The sequence below is a fragment of the Nocardioides carbamazepini genome, from assembly GCF_024614185.1.
In the GTDB taxonomy this organism is placed as follows: domain Bacteria; phylum Actinomycetota; class Actinomycetes; order Propionibacteriales; family Nocardioidaceae; genus Nocardioides; species Nocardioides carbamazepini.
In genome coordinates this window covers 604,814-622,289 of the sequence record NZ_JAHTLF010000018.1, presented here as the reverse complement: position 1 = coordinate 622,289, position 17,476 = coordinate 604,814, and the positions used below count along the sequence as shown (strand labels likewise).

The following is a 17,476-nucleotide window of genomic DNA, read 5'->3' as shown; positions in this document are numbered from 1 at the left end:
AGTGCCTTTGGTGGGAGTTCGCCGTCCCCTCCGGCCGCGGACTCTCGGCGCCTGTAGAGTTGGTGGCTTGCCGCCAACGTCGCGGCAGCCAGGAACGAGTGCGGACGGCAGGGGTCACGAGCGGTGGCAGACGAGCTGGTGGAGCGCGAGGTCACGGGGGAGCAGACCTTCGTCGACCGGGTCTATCAGCAGCTGGAGCAGGCCGGGAAGGCCGCCCAGCAGCTGGCGAAGGAAGGACACTCCCGAGGGCGACTGGGCCACGAGGGTGGTCTGGTGGAGCGCGACGCGATGGTCTTCCAGGCCGCCAAGCGGATCGCGCAGCTCGACGCCGCTCACGAGGGCCTGGTGTTCGGGCGCCTCGACCTCGACGCGACCATCGACGCGGCCCCGCGCTACGTCGGCCGGATCGGCCTGCGCGACGACGACCACGAGTCGCTGCTGATCGACTGGCGCGCGCCCGCCGCCGCGGTGTTCTACCAGGCCACGGCGGCCGAGCCGCACGGCGTGCTGCGCCGCCGGGTGCTGCGCAGCGCCGGCCGCAGCGTCGTGGGCGTCGAGGACGAGCTCCTCGACGCCGCCGGCCTCGAGGCGGCGGAGGCAGCGGGCCGATCGCTGCCCATCATCGGCGAGGGTGCGCTGATGGCCCAGCTCTCCCGAGCCCGGGACCGGTCGATGCACTCCATCGTCGCGACCATCCAGGCCGAGCAGGACAAGGCGATCCGGGCGCCCTCCCGAGGTGTCGTCAGCATCTCCGGCGGTCCCGGCACCGGCAAGACGGTCGTCGCGCTGCACCGCGCGGCGTACCTCCTCTACTCCGACCGTCAGCGCTACGAGCGCGGCGGCGTACTCGTCGTCGGTCCGTCCGGCGTGTTCATGCGCTACATCGAGCGGGTGCTGCCGTCCCTCGGCGAGACGGCCGTGGCGCTGCGCAGCCTCGGCGAGGTCGTCGACGAGGTCCGCGCGACCCGTCACGACGAGCCGGCTGTCGCCGACATCAAGGGCTCGGCGCGGATGGTCGAGCTGATGCGGCGTACGGCGCGCCAGCAGGCGCCCGGCAGCCCGCGTGAGTACCGCGTCTTCTGGCGCGACGACCGGCTGGTCCTCGATCGCGGCAAGCTCGGCCAGATCCGCCGGCAGCTGATGTCGCAGGGGCTGCGCAACAAGCAGCTCCCGCGGGTCTCCCACGCCCTGCTCGACGCGCTGTGGCGCCAGGTCCGTGGCGAGCGCGGTCGCGAGCAGGGGCGGGAGAGGTTCAACGACGAGATCCTGTCGCGCGACGACTTCCTCGACTTCGCGCTCGCCTGGTGGCCGCCGCTCGACGCCGCCACCGTGCTGTGCTGGCTGCGGGAGCCGGAGTTCCTGGCCCGGGTCGGCGAAGGCCTGCTGTCGGGCGAGGAGCAGCGACTGCTGACGAAGACCTGGGCCCACCTCGACCCGGCCCGCGCGATCAGCCCGCAGATCGCCATCGAGGACGTGCCGCTGCTCGACGAGCTGCGCTACGCGCTCGGTGACGTGCCCCAGAAGGCCGACGACGAGCGCGACGACCCGCTCGCCCTCATCCAGGGTGCCGTCGACATCCAGGAGCTGATGACCGCGTCGGACCGTGAGTTCGCGCCCTCCGGCCGGCCGTGGCGCCCGCCGGTCAGCAGCATCGAGGACGACGGCTACGCCCACGTCCTCATCGACGAGGCACAGGATCTGACGCCCATGCAGTGGCGGATGGTCGGTCGCCGCGGCCGCACCGCGTCGTGGACCATCGTCGGCGACCCCGCCCAGTCGTCGTGGCCCGCGCCCGCCGAGGCGGACGCCGCGCGCGCCGCCGCCTTGGAGCGCAAGCAGCTGCACTCCTTCCACCTGTCGACCAACTACCGCAACTCCGCCGAGATCTACGCCCACGCCGCGGCGTACGCCTCGCGGGTGGGGCTGGACGCCGACCTCCCCGACGCCGTCCGCCGCACCGGCGAGGAGCCCGTGGTCGTCGACCTCCCGTCCGGTGCGGGTGCCGCCGACCTCGAGGCCGCGACCCGGGCCGCCGTCCTCGACGTCGCGGGCCGGGTCTCCGGGACGGTGGGCATCGTCGTCCCGGTCGCCCGGCGCTCCGAGGTCAACGCCTGGCTCGCGTCCTGGCCCGAGCTGGCCGCCGACGCGGCCGGTGCCCGGGCGGCGATCGACTCCTCGGTCGCGCCCTCCGGCGACGACCGGGTCGTGGTCCTCACCGGTCTCGACACCAAGGGCCTGGAGTTCGACGGCATCGTCGTCGTCCGCCCGCAGGAGATCGAGGACGAGTCCGCCACCGGCCGGGCCACGCTCTATGTCGTCCTCACCCGCGCCACCCAGCTGCTCACCACCGTCGGCTGAGACCTCCACCTCGGCGGCTCATCGACAGCGATCCGATCAACCCAGTTGACCGGATCGCTGTCGATCATCTCTTCCCGGCGTGGTCCACGTTGTGCAGGCCGCCAACGCCTCCGGCCCAAGTTGTGCGCCTCGCCCGAGAGTCCGATCCGTGCGCGCTGCCACCGTTGAGGCCTACCCCGGCGACCGTGACCACATGGCCGTCGCCACGTCCGAGGAGGCATCCGATGGCCAAGTACGCAACCCGAGGAGCAGACGGCACGACCGTCCCGTGGCGCGACAAGAAGCGCTATCTGTGGGTCCTCGGGCTGGTCGTCCCGCTGACCCCGATCGTGGGGATCGCGCTCTTCGAGGCGAGCGGCAGCGCCCTCTTCTTCTGGCTGACACCGGTCGTGTTCTTCGGGCTCATCCCCCTCCTCGACCTGATCGCCGGGTACGACAGCACCAACCCGCCGGACGACGTGATCGACGCGCTCGAGAACGACAAGTACTACCGCTGGGTGACCTACCTCTACCTCCCGGTCCAGTACGGCGGCTTCGTGGCGGCGATCTGGTACCTCGCCACGACGGACATGTCCGTGCTGGCCAAGGTGGGACTGGCGATCTCGGTGGGCGTCGTCGGCGGCGTCGCGATCAACACCGCGCACGAGCTGGGCCACAAGCGCGAGTCGGTGGAGCGCTGGGCGTCGAAGATCGCGCTGGCGCAGACCTTCTACGGCCACTTCTACATCGAGCACAACCGCGGCCACCATGTCCGCGTCGCGACCCCCGAGGACCCGGCCAGCGCCCGCATGGGCGAGAGCGTCTACCGGTTCTGGCCGCGCACCGTCGCCGGCTCGCTGAAGAGCTCGTGGGAGCTCGAGGCCAAGCGCTACCAGCGCAAGGGCACGCACCCGTTCCACCTCGGCAACGACGTGCTCAACGCCTGGCTGATGACGGTCGCCCTGTGGGGTGGCCTGATGCTCTGGCTCGGCCTCGCGTACGACGTCAACCCGCTGACGCTGCTGCCGTACCTGGTCCTCCAGGCGGTCGTCGGCTTCTCCCTCCTCGAGGTCGTCAACTACATGGAGCACTACGGCATGGTGCGGCAGAAGGTCGGCACCCCGGGCAAGATGCGCTACGAGCGGGTCACGCCCGCGCACTCGTGGAACTCCAACAACATCGCCACGAACGTGCTGCTCTACCACCTGCAGCGCCACAGCGACCACCACGCCAACCCGACCCGGCGCTACCAGACGCTGCGCGACTTCAAGGACGCGCCGGTGCTGCCGACCGGCTACACCGGCATGATCGTGGTCGCCATGTTCCCGCCGGCCTTCCGGGCCCTCATGGACAAGCGGGTCCTCGCCCACTACGACGGCGACCTGCGCCTCGCCAACCTCCAGCCGGCCAAGCGGGAGAAGCTGCTGAGGAAGCACCCGGTCCCCGCCGAGCTGCTGGCCCGCGAGGCAGAGCTGGCGGCCGACACCAGCGCGCACGGCTTCGCCGACGAGGTGCTCGCCGCGCAGTGCCCCGGCTGCCAGTACACCTACGAGGTCGCCGAGGGCAACGAGCTGGAGGGCTTCGCCGCCGGCACTGCCTGGAAGGACGTCCCGGACGACTGGTGCTGTCCCGACTGCGGTGTCCGCGAGAAGGTCGACTTCAAGGCCGTCGAGCCCCGCAGCCACGACATCAGCAAGGTCGGAGCATGAGTGCGATGCACATCGTCGCGGACCTGAAGAAGTGCGAGGGCCTGGGGATGTGCGAGTCCATGGCCAACGACTACTTCGAGGTCGACGAGGACGAGGAACTGGTCACCGTCCTCGACGAGAGCCCGCCCGAGTCCGACCGGGCCCACGTGTACGCCGCCGTCCAGGCCTGTCCCGTGCTGGCCCTGACCCTGGAGGGCTGAGCGACACCTCGGTGCTGTCGTCCGGCCGGCCCGGCGCGTTCAAAAGGCGCCGGGTCGGTGAGTTCTGGGCGTAAAGATGCGCCGGGTCGGCGGGATTGCAGCCTTAGTCTGCGCCGGGCCGGTGGAACAGGTCGTGGTGGCGCAGCGCGACGGCGAGCTGCGGGCTGATCCGGGTGATCGGCCTGCCGAGCATCTCCTCGGCCTGGCCGAGTCGGTACCGGATCGTGTTGCGGTGCACCACGAGCGCGCGGGCGGCCTCCTCCGCACTGCCGCCGCTGTCGAGGTACGCCGTCAGCGTCTCCCGGATCCGCTGGACGCCCTCCTCCTGACCCGCCAGCGGCCCGAGCTGGCGGGTCATGAACCGGTCGACCTCGGGAGAGCAGCCCAGCAGCACCGGGAGCTCGACGTCGGAGTAGACGGCGAGCCAGTCCTCGGTGTCGGCGGCGGTGACCCGCAGGGTGCCCTGGGCCTCGCGGTGGGAGGCCACGAACCCGGCGATGCCCGGCGTCGCGGAGCCGACGCCGACGACCACGCTCTCGTGGCGCAGGTCGGTCGCGGCCGCCGCGAGACCGGAGAGGTCGGGCTGGTCGCGGGTGCCGAGCCACATCCACAGCTGGCGGCCGCCCGGCTTGACGATGAGCGGGTTCGCGGCGCCGATCCGCCGGGCCAGCTCGGCCGCGAGCGACTCCAGGGTCCCGGCCTGCTCGGCGTCCCCGACCGACAGCACGACCGCGGTGTGGTGGACCGAGATCGGGTAGCCGCCGAGGGCGGCCGACGCCTCGCGCGGGTCGGTCAGCTCGGCGGCGAGGATCGCCCGCACGGACTCGTAGCGCTGGGCCGCCGCCCCGGCCAGGACGCGTGAGCGGGCGGCCTCGTACGTCGCGACCGACTCGGTGATCGACTGGTCGAGCCAGACCCCGGCCCGGTTCCAGAAGTACATGAGGAGATCGGCCCGGTCGAAGTCGCCCGGCGGCAGTGCCCTGATCAGCTCGCTGACGTAGTCCCAGACCTCCTGCTGGGCCACCCGGTAGAACCGGATGAGCATCTCCAGCGGCAGCTGCCGGTCGGCCAGCTCGACCGAGAGCCGGCGGGCGGCCTCGACGAGGTGGAAGTGCTGCTCGGGCTGCGCGAAGTCACCGAGGAACGCGACCCAGTGCTCGCGCACGGTGATCCGCACCTGCTCGGGCAGTCCCTCGACGGTGCCGACCTCGGGCATCTCGGTGAGGATCGAGTTGGTCACCCGGTCGACCCAGCTCTCGACCTCGTCGGGCTGGGCCTGCTCGGCGACGTACGCCAGGAGCCAGGGCGCCAGGTCCGGCGGCATCGACTCGCTGCTCACGGCCTCACCTTAGGGAACCACTGATCAATGCCGCCTACTGCGCGCCGCGACACGCGCACGCTGGCGGCGTTGCAGACGCTCGACGTGCGCCCAGCATGCCTTCGCGCCTGCGCCTTGCCATCGCACGCGTCTCGCGACGCTCGCGACGGCGCCGTTGATCAGTGCTTCCCTAGGACGTGCACCGCGTCTTTGTGCACCGGGACAAAGGCCCCGGCCATCTTTGGACCGCCGCCACGAGAGCGTGACGGCCGTCACCGGGTGGACTGTGCCCTCACAGGCCAGCCCGGCACAGGGGCCGGCCGCTCTCCTGGGGGTGCTGCCGCATGCGCACTGAGCCAACAGACGTCGAGTACGACGTCGTCGTGGTCGGCTCCGGCTTCGGCGGCTCGGTCACCGCCCTCCGCCTCGCCGAGAAGGGCTACCGGGTGCTCGTTCTCGAGGCCGGCCGCCGCTTCGAGGACGAGGAGTTCGCGAAGACGTCGTGGGACGTGCGCAAGTTCCTCTTCGCGCCCCGGCTCGGCTGCTTCGGGATCCAGCGGATCCGGCTGCTGCGCGACGTGGTCGTCCTGGCCGGAGCGGGCGTGGGCGGCGGCTCGCTGGTCTACGCCAACACGCTCTACCGGCCCAAGTCGAACGCGTTCTACGACGATCCGCAGTGGGCGCGCATCACCGACTGGAAGGCCGAGCTGGCGCCGTACTACGACCAGGCGAGCCGGATGCTCGGGGTCGTCGAGAACCCGACGGTCACGCCGAGCGACGTGATCATGAAGGAGGTCGCCGACGAGATGGGCGTGGGCGACACCTACCGGGCCACGCCCGTCGGCGTCTGCTTCGGACCCGGCGACACCAAGCGGCCGGGCGAGGCGATCGCGGACCCGTACTTCGGCGGCGCCGGTCCCGAGCGCCGCGGCTGCCTGGAGTGCGGCGAGTGCATGACGGGCTGTCGCCACAACGCCAAGAACACGCTGCTCAAGAACTACCTCTACCTCGCCGAGAAGATCGGCGCCGAGGTCCGCGAGCGCACCACCGTGGCGGCGATCCGGCCCCGCGACGGCGGCGGGTACGACGTGGTCACGCACCGCTCCGGTCGCTCCGCCCGCCGGACGACGACCCTCACCGCCCGCCAGGTCGTGCTGGCCGCCGGCACCTGGGGCACCCAGGAGCTGCTGCACGGGATGCGCCGCAGCGGCGACCTGCCCGAGCTCTCCGACCGGCTCGGCCACCTGACCCGCACCAACTCCGAGGCGCTGTGCGCGTCGAGCACGAAGCTGCGCAACAAGGGCGAGTACGACTTCCACCACGGCGTCGCGATCACGTCCTCGATCCACCCCGACGAGGTGACCCACGTCGAGCCGGTCCGCTACGGCAAGGGCTCGGGCCTGATGGGGCTGCTGCTCACCCTGATGACCGACGGTGGCGGCCGGGTGCCGCGCTGGCTGCGCTGGGTCGGGCAGGCGTTCCGCCACCCGTTGCTGCTCCTGTCCGTGTACGGCGGCCTCGGCAGCTGGCCCGAGCGCACCATCATCGCGCTGGTCATGCAGACCAGTGACAACTCGATCACGGTCTTCCCGAAGAGGTGCCGGCTGCGCCACAAGGACAAGGTGCGGCTCACCTCGCGGCAGGGGCACGGTGAGCCGAACCCGACCTGGATCCCCGCGGCCAACGAGGTCGTGCGCCGGATCAGCGACAAGATCGACGGTGGCTCCTACAGCACGGCCGGCGAGATCCTCAACATCCCCATGACCGCGCACTTCCTGGGCGGCTGCCCCATCGGCGACTCCCCGGAGAGCGGCGTGATCGATGCCTACCACCGCGTCTACGGGCACCCCGGCCTGCACGTCGTCGACGGCGCCGCGATCTCCGCGAACCTGGGCGTGAACCCCAGCCTCACCATCACCGCGCAGGCGGAGCGCGCCATGGCCGTGTGGCCCAACCGGGGCGAGTTCGATCGCCGCCCCGACCTCGGAGCCGGCTACGAGCGGCTCTCCCCGATCGCGCCGGTGCGGCCGGCTGTGCCCCCGACCGCACCGGCTGCGCTGCGCCTGCCCCTGTACGTCGTGCAGGGCGAGGCGACCGCATGACCGTGGCGCCCGCGCGGCCGACCCCCGCCGAGCAGGCGGGACCCGCCGGCATGACGCCGGAGACCCGCCGGATGGCCCGCGACGCCGTGCGGGGGACGCTGCCCTTCAAGGCCCTGTCGACCTTCGGCGACTTCTACGGCTTCGTCGGCAAGGTGTTCGCCCAGATGTTCACCCGGCGCTTCCAGTTCCGCGAGTTCGTCTCCCAGGCGTGGTTCATCACGACCGTGTCCTTCGGCCCGGCGCTGCTGGTGTCGATCCCCTTCTGCGTCGTGATCATCTTCCAGGTCAACCAGCTGCTCATCCAGATCGGCGCGGTCGACCTCGCCGGAGCCGGTGCCGCGGTCGCGGTGGTCCGCGAGATCGGCCCGATCGTGAGCGTGCTCGTCGTCGCCGGTGCCGGGGCCACGGCCATCTGCGCCGACCTCGGGTCGCGCAAGATCCGCGAGGAGATCGACGCGATGGTCACCCTCGGCATCGACCCGATCGAGCGGCTCGTCGTACCCCGGGTGGTGGCCTCGACCCTGGTCGGCGTCGCGCTCAACGGCATGGTGACGGTGGTCGGCCTGGTCGGCGGCTACTTCTTCTCCGTCGTGCTGCAGGGTGCCACCCCCGGCCTCTACCTCTCCGACCTCACGCTGCTGGTCGGGCTGCCGGACTTCCTGGCCTCCGAGGCCAAGGCGGCGGTCTTCGGCCTGCTGGCCGGCCTGACCGCCTGCTACCTCGGCCTCAACGCCAAGGGCGGACCCAAGGGCGTCGGCGAAGCGGTGAACCAGACCGTGGTGTTCGCGTTCATGCTGCTCTTCGCGGCCAACAGCGTGATCAGCGCGCTCTTCCTCCAGATCAAGCTGGGAGCGTGATCGGCCGATGAGCACGATCTCGCCGGGCGAGTTCCTCGCCCGCCACATCGGCAAGCCGATGTCGTCGCTGCGTCGCCTCGGCGACCAGCTGAGCTTCCACGGCAGCGCCTACTCCCACATGCCGCGGGTGCTCAAGCACTACCCGAAGGAGGTCGTCCGCCTGCTGGCCGAGGTCTCCCTCGGCTCCGGCGCGCTCGCCCTGATCGGCGGCACCGTGCTCGTCATCGGCTTCCTCACCGCGGCCGCCGGCATCGAGGTCGGTCTGCAGGCCTACACGTCCTTCGACAACATCGGGGTGTCCACGCTGTCGGGGTTCTTCTCCGCCTACTTCAACACCCGCGAGGTCGCGCCGATCATCGCGGGCATCGCGCTGACGGCGACCGTCGGCGCCGGCTTCACCGCGCAGATCGGGGCGATGCGGGTCAGCGAGGAGATCGACGCGCTCGAGGTGATGGCGGTCCCGCCCGTGCCCTACCTGGTGACCACGCGGATCATCGCGGGCCTGATCGCCGTCGTACCGCTCTTCGCCATCGCGCTGATGATGTGCTGGCTGGCGACCTACCTCGTCGTCACCGTCGGCTACGACCAGGCGCCGGGCACCTACCAGCACTACTTCGACACCTTCCTCATCCCGAGCGACCTGTTCCTCGCGATGGTGAAGGTTGCGCTGATGGCGCTGGTGATCGTGTCGATCTGCTGCTACCACGGCTTCCGGGCGTCCGGCGGCCCCGCGGGCGTGGGCAAGGCGGTCGGCAAGGCCGTGCGCTCCGCCCTCATCTGCACCATGTTCATCGACCTGATCTTCGCGATCGCCGTCTGGGGCGGTCCGTCGGTCCACATCGCGGGGTGAGCCGGACCATGACCGCACGGAGCAGGCGAGCCACCCGGGAGAAGCATGCCCACCACGTCGACCGGCAGGTCGTCTACGGGTTCCTCTTCGTCGCCCTCATCGGCCTGCTGATCGTGGGCACGATCGCCAAGTACCGCGGTGCCTTCGAGGACAACGTCGTGGTGACGGTCCGGTCGGACCGGGCCGGTCTCACGCTCGCGTCCGGCGCCCCGATCAAGCTGCGCGGCGTCGAGATCGGCCGGGTCGGCCGGATCGACAGCGACCTCGGTGCCGGAGACGGCGGCGGCCAGGTGAGCATCGAGCTGGAGATCGACGCCGACAAGGTCGACCGCGTGCCGGCGGACGTGACCGCGCAGATCGTGCCGCCGACGGCGTTCGGCGCCAAGTACGTCCAGCTCACGCCCCCGGCCGATGGCGATGATGCCGGTGCCGGCGGTGGCGGTGGCGGCGGCGGCGAGAGGATCCGCGCCGGTGCGGTGATCCCGGCCGACCGGGTGACCGTCGAGGTCGACGAGGCCTTCGAGAACCTGACCAAGGTGCTCGACGTCGCCCGCCCGGCGGAGGTGAACTCCGCACTGACGGCGGTCGCCGGCGCCGTGGAGGAGCGCGGCGAGCTGATCGGGGACCTGATCACCCAGACCGACACCTATCTGCGCTCCTTCAACCCGTCCCTGCGGACGCTGGCGGCCGACCTCCGGGTCGCCGACGACGTCGCCGACGTGTACGACGTCGCCCGGCCCGATCTCGTGGGCGCCCTCACCCAGACCGGCGAGGTCTCCGCGACCCTGGTCCGCCAGCAGGCCTCGATCCGCGCGTTGGAGCGCAGTCTCACCGGGTTCAGCGACCAGGCGGACATCCTGCTGCGCAGCTCCCAGCACGGCCTGGTCACCTCGCTCGGCCTGCTGCGCCCGGTGACCGACGTGCTCGAGCGGTACTCGCCGGAGCTGCCGTGCCTGGTCCTCGGCCTGGCCTCGGCCAACAAGCTCGCCGAGGCCGCGGTCGGCGGGACGCATCCCGGGGTCACCACGCTCACCCGGGTCATCCCGGGGCGGGATCCCTACACCTACGAGGAGAACCTGCCCGATCTCGGCGCCGACAACGGCCCGAGCTGCTACGGCCTGCCGTACGTCGACGCCCAGGAGGGCAGGGCGACGCCACCGTCCTTCCGGACCGGTGCCAACCCGCACGTCGGCCCGCAGCCGACTCCGAGCCAGGCGGTTCTCGACACCCTGCTCGGCCTGGTCAAGGGAGGGGCGAACCTGCCATGAGTGCCCGCAGCAACCGGCTCAGCCCGGAGAAGCGGCGCCAGCGTGCCGACCTGGTCAAGTTCACCGCCTTCCTCGCGATGGCCGCTGCGTTCACCGTGTGGGTCGCTGCCGTCACCGGTGAGTACCGGCCCGGCGACCGTGAGGACTACCGCGCCGTGTTCGACGACGTGTCGGGCCTGGCGGTCGGTGACGAGGTCCGGGTCGCCGGTGTCGACGTCGGCAAGGTGACCGGCATCGACGTGCAGCGGGACAACACCGTCCTGGTCAGGTTCGACGTCCGCGAAGACCAGCGGCTGACGAAGGGCACGCGCGCGACGATCCAGTACCGCAACCTGATCGGCGACCGGGTGGTCCAGCTGACCCGCGGCTCCGACGACGAGGCGGGTGGTGGAGCGGAGCTTCCGGTCGGCGGCACCCTCCCCGTCGCGCAGACGGCGTCGGCGCTCGACCTCGACACCCTGCTCAACGGGTTCAAGCCGCTCTTCGCCGGCCTCAGCCCGACCCAGGTCAACGAGCTGTCCGGCCAGCTGGTGCAGGTGCTCCAGGGCCAGCAGGCCGCCGTCGCCACGCTGGTGCGGCGGGTGGCCTCCTTCAGCACGACGATCGGCAGCCGGGAGGAGCTGATCGGGCAGGTGATCCGCAACCTCAACAGCGTGCTCGGCACCTTCGACGAGCGCAAGGACACCGTCGGGCTGCTGCTGGACCGCCTCGACGACCTGCTGACCGGGCTGGACGCGCAGGACACCCAGGTCCTCGACGCGGCGGCGCGGATCGACGAGTTCGCGACGACCACCTCCGACCTGGTCACGAAGGCCCGGGGTGACCTGCGAGCCGACCTCCAGGGCCTCGCCGTCTCCGCCCGTGGCATCAACGAGAACGCGGACACGCTCGCCACGGTCCTGCAGAACCTGCCCGGGCACTACCGCGCGGTCCAGAACTCGGCCTCCTACGGCAACTTCTTCAACTTCTTCCTCTGCGGCGTGCGCGTCCAGACCGGGCTCGCCGGTGCCGACGTCACCACGCCGTGGATCTACTCCGACGCCCCGAGGTGCAAGAAGTGACTTCACCCCATCGAGCTCTGCACCTCCCCCGCTGCGCTCCTCCGGCGCACAACTCGTCGGGGATCCCGAAATGACGCGTGTGGTCAGTCCCGACCGGCTGGCCGTGCGCGGCCTCCTCGGCACCGTCGTGCTGGCGCTGGTCGTGGTCGCCGCCCTCAACATCAACCGGCTGCCGCTGATCGGCAACAGCGACGTCGTGCACGTCCGGTTCGCCGAGGCCGGCGGGCTCAAGGGCGGCGACGCGGTGATGGTCTCCGGGGCCCAGGTCGGCAGGGTCCGCGAGGTCCGGCTCGACAGGTCGCACGTGGTCGCCGACATCGTGCTCATCGACAGCGGGATCGTGCTCGGGGACCGCACCGAGGCGCGGATCATCACGATGACCCTGCTCGGCCGCGCCGCCGTCGAGCTCGTGCCCCGTGGCCGCGGGGAGATCGGGGCGGGGGAGTCGATCCCGCTCGCGCGCACCTCGTCGCCCTACAACCTGACGAGCACGCTCAACGAGCTCACCGAGACCACGGCCGAGATCGACAAGGAGCAGCTCGCGGCCGCGCTGGACCAGGCGTCGCAGACGCTCGGCTCGGCCAGCCCCGACCTGCGACCCGCGCTCGACGGGATCACCGCCCTGTCCCGGGCGGTCTCCGCCAATGACGACGAGCTGCGCTCGCTGGTCGCCCGCGCCGACAGCGTCACCGGGGTACTGGCGAGCCGGGACCAGCAGATCGCGTCCCTGCTCGGGTCCGGTCGCTCGCTGCTCGGTGAGCTCGACGCGCGCCAGGACGTCGTCGTCGGACTGCTGAAGAGCGCCCGTGAGCTCGCCGCCCAGCTGCGGCTGCTGCTGAAGGACACCGACGACGTGCTCGGCCCGGCCCTCGACGAGCTCGACGGCGTGGTCGGGGTGCTCAACGAGAACAGGGAGGACCTGCAGGCGAGCATCGTCGGCCTGCGTGGCTATGCCACCGCCTTCGGCGAGGCGATCTCCAGCGGGCCCTGGTTCGACGCCTACATCCAGAACCTCACCTCGCCCGGGACCCTCGTCCCCGTCCTCTCCGGAGTGATCCCATGACGTCGCTCATCACAGGACGTCGCGTCCTGGCCGTGCTCCTGGTCGCCGCCGTGGTCGTCGGTGCGCTCGCGTGGAACCGCGACACGAGCAGCACCACGGTGCGGGCCTACTTCTCCAGTGCGGAGGGCCTCAACGTCAAGGACGACGTGAGGGTGCTCGGCGTCAAGGTCGGCACGATCACGGGCATCGAGAACGAGGCCGAGGGCGTGCTGGTCACCCTGAAGGTCGACGCCGGGCAGCCGATCCCGGCCGACGCGCGAGCGGCGATCGTGTCGCCGAGCCTGGTCAGCGGGCGGTTCGTCCAGCTCGAGCCCGTCTACGACGGCGGCCCGCGGCTCGAGGACGGCGCCACCATCGCGCGGGAGCGGACGGCGGTGCCGGTCACCTTCGACGACGTGAAGCAGCAGCTGACCGACCTGGCCACCACGCTGGGACCGGACGCCGGGAAGCAGGACGGTCCACTCGCGGTGGCGATCAGGTCGATCGACCGGAGTCTCGCCGAAGGCAACTCCGACCAGCTGCGGACCTCGATCGCCGAGCTGCGCAGCGCGGCGACGGCGCTGTCCGACGGCCGCTCGGACCTGTTCTCCACGATCGAGAACCTCGACAAGTTCACCCGCAACCTGGCGCTCAACGACGCCGCCGTGCGCGGGTTCACCACCGAGCTCGACGACGTGAGCACCTACCTCGCCGCGAACCGCACCGACCTGACCGGAGCCGTCGCCGACCTCGCCGAGGTGCTGTCCGTGACGGAGAGGTACTTCAAGAAGCACCGCAAGAGCATCCGTACGTCGACCACCGACCTGAACCTGCTGGCGGCGACCCTCGCGGACCGCTCCAACGAGCTCGCCGGGGTCCTGCACGTCGCGCCGCACGCGATCGTCGACCTCAGCAACACCATCCAGGACCAGGCCATCACCGGCCGGGCCACGCTCTCGGCGCTCGACAACGTGCCGCAGCTGCTGTGCGGCGCGGTCCTCGGTGTCGGCGGCACCGCCGAGCAGTGCGCGAAGGTGCTGCAACCCCTGATCGACCTGCTCGGGCTGAACCCGACCGGGGACACCAGCAAGCTGCCGCTGCCCGGCGGCCCGGGTGCGGCGACTGGTGCCGAGAAGGGAGACGACCGGTGAGCCGCCGTACGCTGGCGCGACGGCTGGCGCCCGTCGTCGCGGCCGCCGCGCTCGTCGGCTCCGGCTGCGCGATCCAGCCCAACGACAACACGCTGCCCGGCCAGACCGCCGTCGGGGACGACGGCTACACGGTCGAGGTGCACTTCGACCAGATCGAGAACCTGGTCCCCAACTCGACGGTCCAGAAGGACAACGTCGTGATCGGCACCGTCGGCAAGATCCGCACCGAGGGCTGGGAGGCGGTCGTCGACCTCCACCTGCTCGAGGACGTCGAGCTGCCGGCCGACGCCGTGTTCTCGATCGGGCAGAAGACCCTGCTCGGCGCCCAGTACGTCGAGGTGTCGGCCCCGTCGGACACCGCCGGTGGCCGCCTCGCCGAGGGCGCGGTGGTCCCCGTCGCGCAGACGGGAACCTATCCCGCCACCGAGCAGGTCCTCGGCGCCGTCGCGCTGCTGCTCAACAACGGCGGCCTCTCGCAGATCAGCACGATCACCGGCGAGCTGTCGACCGCGCTGCGCGACCGGGTGCCCGACACCCGCGGCCTGATCCGGCACACCAACGACCTGCTCGCCGTCCTCGACGAGAACAAGCTCGAGATCGTCGCCGCCCTGGAGTCGCTCGACAGCCTCAGCGCCGGGCTGCGCGAGGACCAGGAGCAGATCGCCACGGCCATCGACCGGATCACCCCCGGCCTGAAGGTGCTCGACCAGGAGCGCAACCGGCTGGTCAAGGCGGTCACGAAGACCAGCCGCACCGGCCACCGCGCGGTCCAGGTGATCCACGCCAGCGAGACCGCGCTGCTCGCCAACCTCGAGTCGCTCGGACCGATCCTCACCCACCTCGGCGAGGCCAGCGCGTCGCTGCCCGAGGCGCTGAAGCTCGGCCTGACCATCCCGTTCCCGGTGATGACGGCCCGCAACGCGATACGTGGCGACTACGCCAACCTGTTCGCCACGCTCGACCTGCGCGACAGCAGCCTGCTGTCGGCCTGGCTCGGTGGGGTGCTGCCGCCGGCCCTCCAGGCCGGCGACCCGGTCGAGGACCCGCTCGCGCCCCCGGCCGCGACCCCGGACCCGGGGACGCCGGCGCCGGAGGTGCCGGCCCCCACCGCGGAGGCCCCTGGCGACCAGCCCGCCGAGCCGGCCCCGGCCACGCCGTCCGAGCAGCCCACGAGCTGCGGGCTGCTCACCAAGCTCCTGGGAGGCTGCTGATGCTGCTGACGCCCCTGATCAAGCGCCAGCTGCGGATCTTCACGGTCCTCGCGCTCGTGGCCCTCGGCCTCGCCTTCTTCCAGTACGCCAAGGTCCCGGCCATGGTCGGCCTCGGGGTCTACGACGTCACCGTCGACTTCGCCGACGCGAGCGGCCTCTACCCCAAGGCGGCGGTGACCTACCGCGGCGTCGGGGTCGGCGAGGTCTCGAAGCTCGAGGTCACCGACAGCGGCGCGGTCGCCACCCTGCGCCTGGAGGACGACGCGCGGATCCCCGCCGGGGCCTCCGCCGAGCTGCACAGCACCTCAGCGGTGGGCGAGCAGTACGTCGACCTGGTCGATCCGCGCTCCGAGCCGGAGCCGGGCGGCGACCTGCTCGCGAACGGAGCGCGGATCCCGCGGGAGCGGGCGGTGGGGATGCCCCAGATCACCCCGGTCCTCGACTCGGTCAACCGGCTGCTGGAGTCGGTGCCGAAGGCGGAGACGAAGCGGGTGCTCGACCAGGTCGACGAGGGCCTCGGCGGTGCCGGGCCGGATCTCAACGAGCTGGTCGACGCGGCCGGGGGCCTGCTGACCGAGGCGCAGGCACAGATCGACGCGACGACCTCCCTGATCGCGGCGGTGCAGCCGGTGCTGGAGACGCAGCGTGACCTGGGGCCGCGGACGCAGTCCTACGCGACCGCCCTCGACGAGCTGACCGGCGCCCTCGCGGCAGACGACACCGCCGCCGTGCGGGCGCTGCTGAAGAAGGCACCCGGCGGCCTGGACGCGGCGACCCGGACGGTCACCGACCTGCAGCCGGTGCTGCCGGTGCTGCTGGCCAACCTGACGACCAACGCGCAGGTCCTCAACACCTATCTGCCGCAGCTGCACCAGACGCTGGTGGTCTACCCGTCCCTCGTCGCGCGGCTCCAGTCGGCGATCAACCCGCGCGCGAAGCACGGCGACGTGAAGCTCGACCTGCGGGCGGCGCTCAACAACCCGCCGACCTGCCTGGCCGGCTACCTGCCGCCGACGGAGCGCCGGAACCCCCGTGCCACCGAGGTCCGCGACGTCGACACCCTGGCGCACTGCAAGCTCGCGCCCGACAACCCGACGGCGATCCGCGGTGCCCGCAACCTGCCCTGCCCGCAGGGCGACGGCCGGGGCAACATCCCGGCCGCCTGCGACCTCACGTTCGGCGCCGGCGTGTGGCCGGACTCGAGCGGCACCGTCGCCTACGACCTCGCCGTGGGCCGGGGCGACGACGCTGCGGCACCAGCACCGGTCGCCGGACCCGGCGGCGACACCGACACCGACACCGGAGGAGACGAGCTGTGGAAGATCCTCGTACTGGCACCGCTGGGGGTCCGGTGAGGACCACGATCGGCAGCCTGGCCGAGCGCCTCACCTGGCGCAGCGGCGCCGTCGTACTCGTGGCGGTGGCGCTGCTCCTCGTCACCGGCCAGCGCGCGCTGGCCTGGCAGGACGAGCGGGGCCGGGTCGCGTCGGCGCGGGACGCCGTCGCCGCGGCCACGGCCGAGGTCGAGGGGCTGATCGACATCAGCGCGGCGACCTCCGCCGACGACATGGCGGCGCTGCTCGACGGCGCCACCGCCTCCTTCCGCTCGGAGCTGGAGTCGCAGGCCGACAGGCTGCGGCAGGCGTTGACCGACAACGCCGTCGAGGCGAGCGGCGACGTCGTCTCGGCCGGCGTCGTGAAGCTCGACGGCGACCGTGCCACCGTGGTCGTCGCCGCCGTGGGCACGGTGCGGAACAAGCAGACGGACGCCGCCGAGCCACGCAACTACCGGCTCGCAGTGGACCTGCAGCGGACGAAGGGCGCCTGGCTGGTGTCGGGACTGGAGTTCGTCGCATGACCCGTCCCACGAGGCTCCGCCCCACCGGGATCGCCGCCGGGGTCCTGGTCCTCCTCCTGCTGGCGGCCGCGGTCCTCAGCGCGTTCCAGGCGCACCGCGCCGCCGGCCTCACCGATGCCCGCGCCGACGCGCTCGCCGCGGCGAAGGAGCGCGTCCCGACCCTGCTGGGGTACGACGCCGCCACGCTCGACGCCGACCTCGCCGCGGCCGCCGACCAGACGACCGGGGACTTCCGGACCGACTACGGCAGGATCCTCGAGGAGGTCGTGCGTCCCACGGCCACCGAGCGCGGGATCTCCACCACCGCGGCCGTCAACGCCGCAGGGGTGGTGCGCGGGAACAGCGACCAGGTCGTGGTCCTCCTCTTCCTCACCCAGACCACCAACGCCACCCGGGGCGAGAACGGCGGCAAGGGCGGGACGTCCGTCTCCGGAAGCAGGGTCGAGGTGACCATGGCGCGTGACGGCGACCGCTGGCGCATCGCCGGCCTGAAGCCGGTGTGACCACCAGGG

The 17,476-nt window shown here is 71.7% G+C and carries 15 protein-coding genes; 14 read left to right on the top strand and 1 reads right to left on the bottom strand.

The genetic code is table 11. The annotated features are described in order from the left end of the window. Nucleotides 1–123: 123 nt before the first annotated feature. The 3 genes from KVF89_RS21660 to KVF89_RS21645 all read left to right on the top strand — a co-directional run bounded on the left by KVF89_RS21660 (nt 124) and on the right by KVF89_RS21645 (nt 4,246). Nucleotides 124–2,358, top strand: coding sequence for a HelD family protein (locus KVF89_RS21660; RefSeq protein WP_257428554.1), 2,235 nt, complete (start codon nt 124–126; stop codon nt 2,356–2,358). Nucleotides 2,359–2,582: 224 nt separating this feature from the next. After that, on the top strand, nt 2,583–4,046 hold the full coding sequence (locus KVF89_RS30155) for a fatty acid desaturase (RefSeq protein WP_273475575.1): 1,464 nt from the start codon (nt 2,583–2,585) through the stop codon (nt 4,044–4,046). Continuing rightward, on the top strand, nt 4,043–4,246 hold the full coding sequence (locus KVF89_RS21645) for a ferredoxin (protein WP_257428553.1): 204 nt from the start codon (nt 4,043–4,045) through the stop codon (nt 4,244–4,246). The genes KVF89_RS30155 and KVF89_RS21645 overlap by 4 nt, the downstream gene beginning before the upstream one ends. A 103-nt stretch (nt 4,247–4,349) precedes the next feature. Here KVF89_RS21645 and KVF89_RS21640 read toward each other — a convergent pair whose 3' ends face one another. After that, a complete protein-coding gene (locus KVF89_RS21640; RefSeq protein WP_257428551.1) occupies nt 4,350–5,585 on the bottom strand; it encodes a PucR family transcriptional regulator in 1,236 nt (411 codons plus the stop codon). 323 nt (nt 5,586–5,908) lie between these two features. Between KVF89_RS21640 and KVF89_RS21635 the strand changes: the two genes are divergently transcribed. From KVF89_RS21635 to KVF89_RS21585, 11 genes are all read left to right on the top strand, one after another. After that, nucleotides 5,909–7,666: a GMC family oxidoreductase gene (locus KVF89_RS21635; protein ID WP_257428550.1), complete on the top strand. Its 1,758-nt coding sequence runs from the start codon at nt 5,909–5,911 to the stop codon at nt 7,664–7,666. Then, entirely contained in the window at nt 7,663–8,523 is an 861-nt protein-coding gene (locus tag KVF89_RS21630) for an MlaE family ABC transporter permease (protein ID WP_257428548.1), read from the top strand. Before KVF89_RS21635 ends, KVF89_RS21630 begins: the two co-directional genes overlap by 4 nt. 7 nt (nt 8,524–8,530) lie before the next feature. After that, complete coding sequence (locus KVF89_RS21625) at nt 8,531–9,373, top strand: MlaE family ABC transporter permease (protein ID WP_257428547.1); 843 nt, start codon at nt 8,531–8,533, stop codon at nt 9,371–9,373. A gap of 8 nt (nt 9,374–9,381) precedes the next feature. Next, complete coding sequence (locus KVF89_RS21620; protein ID WP_257428546.1) at nt 9,382–10,641, top strand: MCE family protein; 1,260 nt, start codon at nt 9,382–9,384, stop codon at nt 10,639–10,641. Further along, nucleotides 10,638–11,702, top strand: coding sequence for an MCE family protein (locus KVF89_RS21615; protein WP_257428545.1), 1,065 nt, complete (start codon nt 10,638–10,640; stop codon nt 11,700–11,702). The genes KVF89_RS21620 and KVF89_RS21615 overlap by 4 nt, the downstream gene beginning before the upstream one ends. Nucleotides 11,703–11,772: 70 nt before the next feature. Continuing rightward, nucleotides 11,773–12,765, top strand: coding sequence for an MCE family protein (locus tag KVF89_RS21610; protein WP_257428543.1), 993 nt, complete (start codon nt 11,773–11,775; stop codon nt 12,763–12,765). Next, nucleotides 12,762–13,895 carry an MCE family protein gene (locus tag KVF89_RS21605; protein WP_257428542.1) on the top strand — a complete coding sequence of 378 codons (1,134 nt, stop codon included), beginning with the start codon at nt 12,762–12,764 and terminating at the stop codon, nt 13,893–13,895. Before KVF89_RS21610 ends, KVF89_RS21605 begins: the two co-directional genes overlap by 4 nt. Next, on the top strand, nt 13,892–15,106 hold the full coding sequence (locus KVF89_RS21600) for an MCE family protein (RefSeq protein WP_257428541.1): 1,215 nt from the start codon (nt 13,892–13,894) through the stop codon (nt 15,104–15,106). Before KVF89_RS21605 ends, KVF89_RS21600 begins: the two co-directional genes overlap by 4 nt. Beyond that, the gene (locus KVF89_RS21595) at nt 15,106–16,461 is read left to right on the top strand and encodes an MCE family protein (RefSeq protein ID WP_257428539.1); all 1,356 of its coding nucleotides are present in this window, start codon (nt 15,106–15,108) and stop codon (nt 16,459–16,461) included. Before KVF89_RS21600 ends, KVF89_RS21595 begins: the two co-directional genes overlap by 1 nt. Beyond that, a complete protein-coding gene (locus KVF89_RS21590; RefSeq protein WP_257428538.1) occupies nt 16,458–16,964 on the top strand; it encodes an Rv1363c family protein in 507 nt (168 codons plus the stop codon). Before KVF89_RS21595 ends, KVF89_RS21590 begins: the two co-directional genes overlap by 4 nt. Then, nucleotides 16,961–17,467, top strand: a complete 507-nt coding sequence (locus tag KVF89_RS21585; protein WP_257428537.1) for an Rv1363c family protein — start codon at nt 16,961–16,963, stop codon at nt 17,465–17,467. The genes KVF89_RS21590 and KVF89_RS21585 overlap by 4 nt, the downstream gene beginning before the upstream one ends. Nucleotides 17,468–17,476: the final 9 nt, after the last annotated feature.

Bases quoted from the DNA above. Each gene is read 5' to 3' on its own strand.
- KVF89_RS30155 (WP_273475575.1), top strand. From the start codon at position 2,583: ATGGCCAAGTACGCAACCCGAGGAGCAGACGGCACGACCGTCCCGTGG.
- KVF89_RS21645 (WP_257428553.1), top strand. From the start codon at position 4,043: ATGAGTGCGATGCACATCGTCGCGGACCTGAAGAAGTGCGAGGGCCTG.
- KVF89_RS21635 (WP_257428550.1), top strand. From the start codon at position 5,909: ATGCGCACTGAGCCAACAGACGTCGAGTACGACGTCGTCGTGGTCGGC.
- KVF89_RS21630 (WP_257428548.1), top strand. From the start codon at position 7,663: ATGACCGTGGCGCCCGCGCGGCCGACCCCCGCCGAGCAGGCGGGACCC.
- KVF89_RS21625 (WP_257428547.1), top strand. From the start codon at position 8,531: ATGAGCACGATCTCGCCGGGCGAGTTCCTCGCCCGCCACATCGGCAAG.
- KVF89_RS21620 (WP_257428546.1), top strand. From the start codon at position 9,382: ATGACCGCACGGAGCAGGCGAGCCACCCGGGAGAAGCATGCCCACCAC.
- KVF89_RS21615 (WP_257428545.1), top strand. From the start codon at position 10,638: ATGAGTGCCCGCAGCAACCGGCTCAGCCCGGAGAAGCGGCGCCAGCGT.
- KVF89_RS21610 (WP_257428543.1), top strand. From the start codon at position 11,773: ATGACGCGTGTGGTCAGTCCCGACCGGCTGGCCGTGCGCGGCCTCCTC.
- KVF89_RS21605 (WP_257428542.1), top strand. From the start codon at position 12,762: ATGACGTCGCTCATCACAGGACGTCGCGTCCTGGCCGTGCTCCTGGTC.
- KVF89_RS21595 (WP_257428539.1), top strand. From the start codon at position 15,106: ATGCTGCTGACGCCCCTGATCAAGCGCCAGCTGCGGATCTTCACGGTC.
- KVF89_RS21585 (WP_257428537.1), top strand. From the start codon at position 16,961: ATGACCCGTCCCACGAGGCTCCGCCCCACCGGGATCGCCGCCGGGGTC.